This is a genomic window from Nocardia sp. NPDC004582, assembly GCF_053602115.1.
Genome location: NZ_JBSGCY010000279.1, coordinates 1 through 2,455, shown reverse-complemented (window position 1 = coordinate 2,455; position 2,455 = coordinate 1). Strand labels below are relative to the sequence as shown.

Here is a 2,455-nt window from a genome sequence, read left to right as displayed (position 1 = left end):
ATTCGTCTCGTCGCTCACCGCGGCTGGAACACCTGAAATAGTCGGCGAATTGGGTAAGGCAGCACCCGCCGAGCTCCAGCTGCCGCTCACCAATGCCGTCAGGCGCGTCCGCGGTGGCGAGCCGGGTCGCGCAGGCCCGGGCGGCGACCGCCTCGCTGAGCAAGGCCGAATCGACCGCGGGCGACGTGGCCGGTGACCGCTGGGCCAACCGTGCACCCGACCTCGGCAGGAGCACCATCCCGCGATGACGATGACCGACACCTACGAGCGGCGCTCGTACGGACTGTGGCAGAAGCCCCGCAGCGCCGGCCTTTTCGGCCTGCGCTGGGGCGAGACCGTGGTCGGATTCGCCGTCGTCATCACCGCGCTGCTGACGGCGCTGGTGGCCGGTCCGAAACCGGCCGCCGTGGTGGCGGGCATCGGCACGGTCGTGATGGTTCCACTGGTGTGGCGGACGGGGGGCCGCTCCGGCTACGAGAACGGATTGATGATGTTCCATTGGTTGCGCGGCCGATCCAAGGGCGAGCACGTGTATCGGGGCGGGCGCTTCTCGCGGATCCCCGGCGGCGTCACCCGGCTGCCCGGGCTGATGGCCCCGTCGCGCCTGTACGAGGGCATCGACGCGGGCGGCTACAGCTTCGGCATGATCCACCTCCCGCAGTTCGCCCAGTACACCGTCGTGCTGCGGGCCTGGCCACAGGGGCACGAGGCCGTCGACCAGCCGGTCATCGACCGCTGGGTCGGCGCGTGGGGCACCTTCCTGGCCTCGCTGGGCCAGACCTCCGACATCGTGGCGGTGGTGCCGGTCATCGACACCGTGCCCGAGACCGGAAACCGTTTGCTCACCGAGGTTTCCGCCATCACCCGGCCCGAGGCCCCCGACCTGGCCCAGCAGGTCATGTACGAGCTGGCCACCGAGCTGCCGCAGGAACGGGTGCAGCTGCTGCCGCGGGTGGCCATCACCTTCAAGGCCACCACCGCGGAACGGCGTAAGAACCCGGCCGAGGAGGCGGTCGAGATCGGCCGCCGGCTGCCCGGCATCTGCGCGGCGCTGGCCGAGGCGGGCGTGCGCTGCCAGCCGATGGCCGCCGACGACATCATCTCCTTCATCCGCCGCAGCTACGATCCGGCCTCGCAGGCCGACCTCGAGGTGGCCGCGGGCGAACCCGGTGGGCACGGCCTGGATTGGGCCGACGCCGGACCGGTCTCGCACGAGGAGCGCTGGGACCACTTCATCCACGACGGCGGCCGCTCGGTCACCTGGGAGATGGACACCGCCCCCGAGGGCGCGGTCGACGAGCGCGTGCTGCAGCGGCTGCTCGCGCCGAATCCGGAGGTGCCGCGCAAACGGATCACCATCGTCTACCGCCCGCACTCGGCCGGTGACGCCGCCCAGATCGTGGACGACGACTACAAGAACGCCCTGGTCGCACAGCAATCCGAGCGCGGCGTGGTGTCGGCGGCGGCCACCCTGCGCGTCGGCGCCACCCAGCAGGCCCGCGAGGAGCAGGCCCGCGGCCACGGCGTCACCCGCTTCGGCGCGCTGGTCACCATCACCGAACCGCTGCGCGGCGATCTGCCCCGCATCGAGTCGATCACCAGGGACCTGTCGACCCAGGCTCGCTTGAAGATCCGCCGCTGCTACCGCTATCAGGCCGCGGCCTTCGCGGCCTCTCTCGGCTGCGGGGTGATCCTCCCCGAACACGCCACCATCCCGAAAGCACTCGCGGGGTAACCCACCATGTCACGTGACCTCGACCCGCCCGTCCGCGAACGCGACGCCGCCCCGCCTCCCGGGCGCCGCGGCTCGCGGCGGGACCAGGCTCCCGTCGATCCCTACGACGACGCGGATCCCTACCCGCCCACCGTCTCCCGCGTCATGCGCGACGAGCACCGCCCCCGCCGCGGCACCCTCCCGGATCGCCGCATGCTCCGGCGCGACACCCCGATCGACTACTCGGCGGAGTTCACCGACGAGGCCGCGGAGTCGAGCCCCGACGCGGGTGCGGGCGGCGGTGCGGTGCGGCGTGCCGACACCGGCGCCTGGGACGACGCGGCTCTCGGTGCGCGACAGGACGATCCAGCCGAATCGGTCGCTTCCGGCGCCGGGACCGACGCCAGGTCGCCGGAGGCGGGCGCGGCGGCGGAACACCGTGAACTGGAACCGGCCGCGCGGCGCGCGGACGCGGTGCGGCCGGAGCGGGGCGAATCCCAGGCAGCGGTAGCCGCTGGTACGCAGGATGTTTCCGGTGCGGTCGAACCGACCGGTCGCGATCAGGCGGCCGCGGGGCGGAGCGAAACCACGCCGAAACGCCGACTTCCGGCGCTGCCCGCACTCGAACCCGGTGACAGCGTGCGCGAGCCGGCCCCGGCGACCGGTGTCGTCGCCGAGCCGGCCGGGCGCGGGCCGGAACCGAGCGAGGGGGATCGCATGGAGCGCAAGCGCAGTCGCGAC

2 protein-coding genes and 1 pseudogene are annotated in these 2,455 nt (G+C 72.8%); all 3 read left to right on the top strand.

Going from position 1 to position 2,455, the window contains the following annotated elements:
- The first annotated feature begins 113 nt into the window (after positions 1-113).
- A complete protein-coding gene (locus ACWELJ_RS33960; protein ID WP_452370151.1) occupies positions 114-248 on the top strand; it encodes a hypothetical protein in 135 nt (44 codons plus the stop codon).
- Positions 245-1,735, top strand: coding sequence for an SCO6880 family protein (locus tag ACWELJ_RS33955; RefSeq protein ID WP_452370150.1), 1,491 nt, complete (start codon positions 245-247; stop codon positions 1,733-1,735). The genes ACWELJ_RS33960 and ACWELJ_RS33955 overlap by 4 nt, the downstream gene beginning before the upstream one ends.
- A 6-nt stretch (positions 1,736-1,741) precedes the next feature.
- Positions 1,742-2,455: pseudogene (locus ACWELJ_RS33950) on the top strand (hypothetical protein); the annotation flags it as partial.

Bases quoted from the DNA above. Each gene is read 5' to 3' on its own strand.
- ACWELJ_RS33955 (WP_452370150.1), top strand. From the start codon at position 245: ATGACGATGACCGACACCTACGAGCGGCGCTCGTACGGACTGTGGCAG.